Raw genomic sequence first — 7,143 nt, forward strand, 5'->3', positions numbered from 1 at the left:
GGGCTCAACTCTAATCGACCCATCCCGGCGATCAGCGGCTCCGAATACCGGGTAAGCAGTGTAAGAGACCCCGAGAAGAACCGAGACGCCCATGGTTACACAGAGCATCGACGAACAACCGGTTGCCGCACCACGTCGTAGATTAGTGGCCCACGCAGCGTCCGGTGTGGTGGCCGTGGCGGTTGTTCTGGGAGTCGGTGAACTGGTGGCACTGCCGATCAACCCCGACTCCTCGCCCTTCTACGCGGTCGGTGCGACCACGGTCGACCGGACTCCGGCTTGGGCCCGCGAGTTCGCGATCCACACCTTCGGAACCAACGACAAGCCGGCTTTGTTCATCGGAATGTCGATCCTGATTGTCCTACTCGGCGCAGTCGCCGGCCTGCTGGAACGTCGACGACGCCCCATCGGCAGTGTCATTCTCGGAGTCCTCGGTGTGGTGGGGGTGTATGCGGCGCTGCAGCGGCCGATCGCCGACGCGATGTACGTGATCCCCACGATCGTGGGAGTTATCGCCGGAATTGCGACGCTTCGATTGTTGATCGGGCAACTCGAAGTGGAGTTGGCTGCTGGTGTCGAAGAGTCCTGGCTGCCACGACGTCAATTCCTGACGCTGGCCGGGATGGCATTGGCCGTCGCCGCGGCAGCGGGAGCGGCCGGCAAGTTCGTGGGCAAACGGATCGCGGGAGCCGTGGCGAATCGGGAAGATTTTGTGGTTCCCACGGTCAAGGACGTGGCTGCTCCGATTCCCGCCGGAGCGGATATCGGCATCGCGGGAGCGTCGACATACATCACGCCTAACGAGGATTTCTATCGAATCGACACGGCACTCCTGGTTCCGCAGCTGACGACGGACTCGTGGGAATTGCGTATCCACGGCATGGTCGACCGTGAAATGACCCTGTCTTTTGACGATCTGGTCGCTCGAACCCCGATCGAGCGCGTGGTCACACTGACCTGCGTTTCCAACGAAGTGGGCGGTGTCCTGGCAGGCAACGCCACATGGATCGGCTATCCGATGAAGGACCTCCTCGAAGAAGTCGGAGTGCACCCGGATGCGGACATGCTGCTCTCGACCAGCGTCGACGGATTCACCATCGGCACTCCGGTGCAAGTGTTGACTGACGGGCGCGACGCGATGCTTGCCGTCGCGATGAACGGGGAACCGCTGCCCTTCGAGCACGGATATCCCGTCCGTCAGGTTGTTCCGGGACTGTACGGCTTTGTGTCCGCGACAAAATGGGTGACCGAGTGGGAGTTGACGCGCTTCGATCAGGTCGACGCCTATTGGACGCAGCGGGGGTGGGGTGCGCAGGCCCCGATCAAGACGGCGTCGCGTATCGAAGTGCCGGCACCGTTGTCGCCGGTGAAGGCCGGTCAAGTGCTGGTGGCCGGAACTGCGTGGGCTCAGCATCGCGGTATCGAAAAGGTGGAAGTGCGCGTCGACAACGGGGCGTGGCAACCTGCAACCTTGGCGCAGGAGTACTCGATCGATACGTGGCGTCAGTGGTCGTGGATGTGGGACGCGGCGCCGGGATTGCACACGGTGCAGGTCCGGGCGACCGACCTCGACGGCAATGTTCAGGTGGAAGAGCGGACTCCGCCGATTCCCGGCGGCGCAACGGGTTGGCACACAAGTTCGTTCACGGTGAAGTAGGTCAGCAGTTGGCGGCGAGGTCGGTCAGGGTCTGATGATCGGCCCGGCTGATGGGCAACCCGTATGACACTGCAACGGTCAGGTACTTGCCGGCATAAAAGCAGTGGTAGGCAGGATTCGGCGGTAGCCATTCACTGGGGGTGCTGTCACCTTTGGCTTGATTGTCGGGGCCATTGACGGCCAGCAGATTCAACTGGGTGTCGTTGGCAAATCTTTCGCGGAGGGGGAGCGGCCAACTGGTTGCCCCGAAATCCCACGCTGCCGCAAGGGGATAGACGTGGTCGATCTGGACGGACTTGGCTTGCTGCCGATCGAACGAGGTGGCCTCGCCTGAATACGGGTCGGTCATGGTGCCGGACATCACGACGCAGTTGTGGGTATCAGGTTTGTACATCACATTCGAAAGATCCTGGGCCAGAACATTGTTGCGGGTATCGCAACCGTCATGCCCGCCGGGAGCGTCCTGATCGTCGGACCAGGACTGCCCGAACACGCACGCCTCTCCGCGCCCGCACCCGCGTTGGTATCCGCCCGGGTGCGGACGCGTGTCGACTACGGAGACTTGATCGAGCAGTTGTTCGAGCGCAGCTGCGGTGGGACTACCCGGAGCAGAATTGCTGTCGTTGCCGATCCGCCCGCAGGAAGTAGTGATGCACAGCAGTATCAGCGCGAGCGTTGCTGTCGAACCTCGTGTGCGCACAGATCTGATTCAACCACCGGCGTCCGACAACGCTGATTGTGAAGGATTTCGTTCGCTGAGCGAGCGAAATCCTTCACAATCAGGTGGTGATCCATCTGTCGGTGGCACCTGATTGGATAGTCGGATGCTGCATGGACTCTGGTCACCGGGATCGGGGCTCAAACTCTGGGTAGACGGACACGATGGTTCCGGGGTCGATGATCCCCGTGACCCGGTCAGTGCTGTGCTGCACAGAAAGTTTCGACATCGGGTGAGTATTGCGATGCCGCCGGTTCCGGGCGGGCCGTTGCAGAGTGAGTATGCCGCGGTCGCGTTGGCGCCGCCGGACGCAGTTGACCTGCTGCTTCGTTTCAAGCCGGGCGACAGCAGAATCGCCGGGGACCTGCACTATCTGATTCACGTTGTTCGCGGCATCGACCGGTGGGTGCGCGCCGGCCGCGTTGTCCCGGAGTTGAGCCGGGCCGAGGGCAGTTGGTGGCCACGCTGGCGGTTGCTGATCGGCGAACGCCAACGCGCGTGGCTGGGTGAGTTGGTTGTCGCGATGCCTCCCGTGCAGCGGGCAGTGAGTTCACCGCGATCCATCCTCGATGACATCACCCGGGAACTCACGGATGCCGTCGTGCGTCGGGCAATCGACGGTTCCGGTGAAACCGTCACCACAGAACTGTGGACCGCGTTGCTGCAAGGCGACGCCTTCGACAGTGCACCGCCGAGAGTTGCTCAGGGATTGACGGAGTGGAGCGAAACCCTCACGGCGGACGAGCCCGAGTTGGTTCTGCGCCTCATCGAGCCTGAGCTCAGTGACGACATCGATCTCGACACCGAAGCGCTGTGGCGATTGCAGGTGTGTCTACGTCCGGAAGGTGAAGCACCCGAACGTATTCGGTTGCACCGGACCGATGCCGCCAGATTGCAATTGGGCAGCCGAAAGCTCGAAGAAGCTGTCGCGGCTTACCCGCGGTTTCGCGATGTACCTCGCGACGATGACAGTTTGGACTTACTGCTGCCGACGCCGGTCGTGATGGATCTGGTCGGTCACGGCGCTATTGCCTTGCAGGAGAAAGGGATCACGCTGCTGCTTCCGCGGGCGTGGAGTGTGGTGTCGCCGTCATTGCGGGTTCGGGTCACCTCGGCGGCGTCGCCGATCGTCGCGGAGAATCGCACGGTCGGGCTGGATCAGTTGGTGGAATACGACTGGGAGTTGGCGCTCGGAGACAAGGTGCTCACGCCTGACGAAATGGGCCGGCTGGTTGATGCCAAGTCTGATCTGGTGCGTTTGCGAGGCGAGTGGGTGCAAGCCGACAAAGAGGTACTCGCGCGTGCTGCTCGTTTTGTCAGCAGCCGGCATTCGAGTGGGGATCGGGCGATTGTCGAGTTGCTCAAGGACCTCATCGCGGACGATCTGAAAGACCTTCCCGTGGAGGAAGTGACGGCCACCGGATGGGCGTCGGCGTTGCTGGATCATTCGGTGAAACCGACAGAAGTTCCCGTTCCGGCCACCGTCAATGCGGTCCTGCGTCCGTACCAACGCCGGGGACTCGACTGGCTGGTCTACATGAGTGCCCTCGGTTTGGGTGCGGTGTTGGCAGACGATATGGGCTTGGGTAAGACACTGCAGCTTCTGGCGTTGCTGGCGCACGAGAAGTCAACGACACCAACGTTATTGGTTTGCCCGATGTCTGTGGTCGGTAACTGGCAACGCGAAGCGGCCCGATTTGTTCCAAGCCTACGTGTGTACGTTCATCACGGCAGCGACCGGGCAACCGGGACGTTGCTGGAGGATGCTGTCAAGAAGAGCGATCTGGTCATCACGACGTACGCACTGATGACGCGCGACGTCGCCGCTCTCAAGGAGCTTCAATGGCGTCGTGTGGTCCTCGATGAGGCGCAGCACATCAAGAACGCCAAGACTTCTCAAGCGAGGGCCGCTCGAAGCATCCCGGCAGCGCACCGAGTGGCACTGACGGGAACACCGGTGGAAAACCGATTGGACGAACTCCGCTCCATCCTCGATTTTGCCAACCGCGGGGTTCTGGGTTCGGAACAGATGTTCCGCAAACGATTTGTCGTGCCTATCGAACGGGAGAAGGACGAACTCGCAGTGTCACGGCTACGGGCTGTCACCTCGCCGTTTGTGCTTCGCCGTGTGAAAACCGATCCGAGCGTCATCACTGATCTTCCCGAGAAGTTCGAGATGACCGTCCGCGCAAACCTCAGTGAAGAGCAGGCTGCGCTGTATCGTGCTGTCGTCGACGAGATGATGGCTCAGATCAAGGGCACGGAGGGCATGAAGCGTAAGGGGGCGGTGCTTTCGGCTCTGACCAAACTCAAGCAGGTCTGTAATCATCCCGCGCACTTCCTGCGTGACGGATCTGCGGTGATGCGACGCGGTCAACATCGTTCGGGCAAACTCGGATTGATCGAAGACATCGTCGAGTCGGTGACGGCTGACAACGAGAAAGTGTTGCTGTTCACGCAGTTTCGGGAGTTCGGGGAGTTGGTTGTGCCGTACCTGGCGGAACGTTTCAGTACGGAAGTCCCGTTCCTGCACGGCGGGGTGTCCAAAGCCGGCCGTGACAACATGGTCGAGGCATTCCAGAGCGGCGGGGGACCGCCGATCATGGTGCTCTCCCTCAAAGCCGGGGGCACGGGTCTCAATCTGACCGCGGCCAACCACGTCGTACATATGGATCGATGGTGGAACCCAGCGGTGGAGAATCAAGCCACCGACCGGGTGTTCCGTATCGGCCAGAACAAAAATGTTCAGGTCCGCAAGATGGTGTGTGTCGGAACGTTGGAAGAACGAATCGATTCGATGATCGCCGGCAAGAGTGAACTGGCCGAATTGGCGGTTGGTACCGGGGAGAACTGGGTGACGGAGATGAGCGTCGAACAACTCGGTGAGCTGCTGCGTCTCGGCGACGATGCGGTGGGCGAATGAGTCCGCGACCCGAAACAGGAAGCGACCACAAACGTCGCAGAGGGCCTGATTTCAGCGAGTACACCGGGCCGCGCAAGCGGGCAGCGCCCGTCAAAGCTCGTCCGGCGTTCGGTCGAACATTCTGGGGCAAGGCGTTTGTCAGAGTGGTCGAAGAGATCGGCGACAAACCCCGCGTGTCCCGGGGGCGTACTTACGCCCGGTCAGGTCAATTTCTGGCGCTGGACATCAAACCGGGAATTGTCACGGCGGAGGTGCAGGGCAGTCAACTCCAACCATTTGTGTCAACTCTTCAGATCGATACCCTCGATCAGTCCGATATCGACGACATCATCACCAAGATTCGCCGCGTCCCCGGCTCGCTGGCAGCGCTGGTGTCCGGGGCAATTCCGGACATGCTGGCAGCGCAACTCGTACCGGAGGGGCCGAGCGCCTTCCGCTTCGACTGCACGTGTCCGGACGACGGATGGCCGTGCAAACATGCTGCCGCCGTTGCCTATCTGACAGCTGAGCGGATCGACACCGATCCGATGCAACTCCTGGCCCTACGTGGGGTCGATCTCGACGACCTGATCGGAGGAGTGGAAAACGAGAGCACCATAGCCGTCGATATCGAAAGTTGGTTCGGTGACGAGGCGTTGCTGCCGACGCTTCCGAGGGTCGAATTTCGAGCTGCGATAGACGATTTGGATCCCAATCGGTTGCGGGCCTCCATTGCGGCGCTCGGATTGGATCTGATTCAGCAGAACCTTGCGATTGCTGAACTGCGGTTCATCTACAGTCATTTGGATGACTGAGGACAGTAGACTGCCTGTTTTGGGATAGTTGCTAGGGATGCTGTGGCAAGTCACGTATTGTTATTGGACCTGACCGGTTGGGACCGGCCTGATTGGTGCGGACAGGGATCGTGGCCCGTGACGAAATTCGAAGTCGGAGGAGCAGCCGCCGTGATGCCCGTTCATCTGCGTGACAGTGCAATACCCAAGCATGAGCAGTTGCGGGCGATCTTGTTGCACAAGTGCACTCGGGAACTGCAGCCTGGTGATCTGATGACCAGTGAACGAAACTTGATGCAAGACTACGGAGTCAGCCGGATCACCGTCCGCGAGGCTATCGGCCAGTTGGTCAACGACGGGCATCTGGTCCGGGTTCGCGGCAAGGGCACATTTGTTGCCCACCGGGCGGTGCAATCGACACTGCATTTGGCGTCGTTCACCGAGGAGATGCGCGCGCAGGGTCATGTGCCGACCACCGTCGTGTTGGTCAGCGAAGAAGCCGTTTTACCGGACGCCACCGCGAGAGCGTTGGGGATGGCGCCGGAATCTCTTGCCTACCACGTGAAAAGGCTGCGTCTGGCCGACGGCGAGCCGGTCAGCGTCGACGACGGTTGGTTCAATCCGATGCTGCTGCCAGGACTGCTGGAACTGGATCTGACGGCCTCGATCTATCGCGCGAGCGCCGAGCGCTTCGAGATGCCGATCGATCGCGCCGAGCAGACCGTCAGTGCGGACGGTGCCAGTACCGAGATCGCGACCTTGCTGGGAACCAAGAAGGGTGCGCCGGTGCTGTACTTCGACCGGGTCTCCTTCAGTGGGACCGCGCCGGTCGAGCACACCCGCAGTTGGTACCGCTCGGACCGGTACAAGCTGCATATGGAAGTGGAGGGAGCGCCGCGAGCGCAACTGCGGACCGATCAATAAACAAGTGGGCACACCCCGAAATGAACTGCTCCCCGGAAGTTGGACTGAGAAATTCAGTTCCAACGTCCGGGGAGCAGTTCTATGCATGCACGAAGTTCACTGTCCGAGAAGCAGCGGGTCACAGCGGTAGCGTTGTTCGAGGAAGGTG

The 7,143-nt window shown here is 61.0% G+C and carries 5 protein-coding genes; 4 read left to right on the top strand and 1 reads right to left on the bottom strand.

The window, feature by feature from the left end:
- Positions 1 to 91 precede the first annotated feature (91 nt).
- Positions 92 to 1,657 carry a molybdopterin-dependent oxidoreductase gene (locus tag MTX36_RS24480; protein WP_243622231.1) on the top strand — a complete coding sequence of 522 codons (1,566 nt, stop codon included), beginning with the start codon at positions 92 to 94 and terminating at the stop codon, positions 1,655 to 1,657.
- Between the two features lies 1 nt (position 1,658).
- Here the strand turns inward: MTX36_RS24480 and MTX36_RS24485 are convergent, their stop codons facing one another.
- Complete coding sequence (locus tag MTX36_RS24485) at positions 1,659 to 2,357, bottom strand: HNH endonuclease family protein (RefSeq protein ID WP_374230533.1); 699 nt, start codon at positions 2,355 to 2,357, stop codon at positions 1,659 to 1,661.
- A gap of 124 nt (positions 2,358 to 2,481) precedes the next feature.
- Between MTX36_RS24485 and MTX36_RS24490 the strand changes: the two genes are divergently transcribed.
- The 3 genes from MTX36_RS24490 (at position 2,482) to MTX36_RS24500 (ending at position 6,995) form a co-directional block, all read left to right on the top strand.
- The gene (locus MTX36_RS24490; RefSeq protein WP_243622232.1) at positions 2,482 to 5,298 is read left to right on the top strand and encodes a DEAD/DEAH box helicase; all 2,817 of its coding nucleotides are present in this window, start codon (positions 2,482 to 2,484) and stop codon (positions 5,296 to 5,298) included.
- Positions 5,295 to 6,092, top strand: a complete 798-nt coding sequence (locus tag MTX36_RS24495) for an SWIM zinc finger family protein (RefSeq protein ID WP_243622233.1) — start codon at positions 5,295 to 5,297, stop codon at positions 6,090 to 6,092. The genes MTX36_RS24490 and MTX36_RS24495 overlap by 4 nt, the downstream gene beginning before the upstream one ends.
- 150 nt (positions 6,093 to 6,242) lie before the next feature.
- Entirely contained in the window at positions 6,243 to 6,995 is a 753-nt protein-coding gene (locus MTX36_RS24500) for a GntR family transcriptional regulator (RefSeq protein WP_243622238.1), read from the top strand.
- Positions 6,996 to 7,143: the final 148 nt, after the last annotated feature.

The organism is Rhodococcus sp. ARC_M6, assembly GCF_022810305.1.
GTDB lineage: Bacteria > Actinomycetota > Actinomycetes > Mycobacteriales > Mycobacteriaceae > Rhodococcus_F.